This is a genomic window from Mesorhizobium sp. M1406, from assembly GCF_040317555.1.
Classification (GTDB): domain Bacteria; phylum Pseudomonadota; class Alphaproteobacteria; order Rhizobiales; family Rhizobiaceae; genus Mesorhizobium.
In genome coordinates this window covers 1-535 of the sequence record NZ_JAMYKW010000202.1, presented here as the reverse complement: position 1 = coordinate 535, position 535 = coordinate 1, and the positions used below count along the sequence as shown (strand labels likewise).

1 protein-coding gene is annotated in these 535 nt (G+C 69.2%); it reads right to left on the bottom strand.

All coding sequences use genetic code 11. The features are described from left to right. The coding region (locus NKH03_RS34950; RefSeq protein ID WP_352973406.1) for an ArdC-like ssDNA-binding domain-containing protein at positions 1-195 on the bottom strand (195 nt) is incomplete at its 3' end. Positions 196-535 lie beyond the last annotated feature (340 nt).

Genomic DNA, 535 nt, shown 5'->3' with positions numbered 1-535 from the left:
GCGCCCCGTGGACGCATTCCTCGGCAGGCCAAGGCCTGCTTTTGCGCTGCCCCATGGCTTGACCCATGGCACGGTACCGCGCTCCAGCTCGGCAATGATGCGGTCTGTGATCTCCTGATAGAGGCTGGCGCCCGGGCGCCTGCCCTTGCCTGCGCCAGCCTCTCCGCTGGTGGTACGCTTGCTGTTTGCATGCATCGTTTCATCCTCCGCTCACCAATCGCCGCGCCTTTCCCCGGAAGCGGGGTGGGCGGCGAGTCGCGACCGGAAAGGCCCGCCGTGGTAGGCGGACCGCATCCGAAGGACCGGAACGAAGAGGAGGACCCTGACCGGCACGCGAAGGGTTGCGGGCTGCCGCGGCGGGTCTAGAAGGGAGTGCCGCCCACCCCGCCGCCGGGAAAGGCCAACAGACAAACCGCGCCGCCCGCAAGGGCGGCGGCCGTCACAGCCCGAAGGGCTGCCCACGCCAAGGGGCGAAGCCGAATGGCCGAGACCGCCTGAGCTTGCCGAAGAAAAGCGGGCTCGGTTCACGAGCACC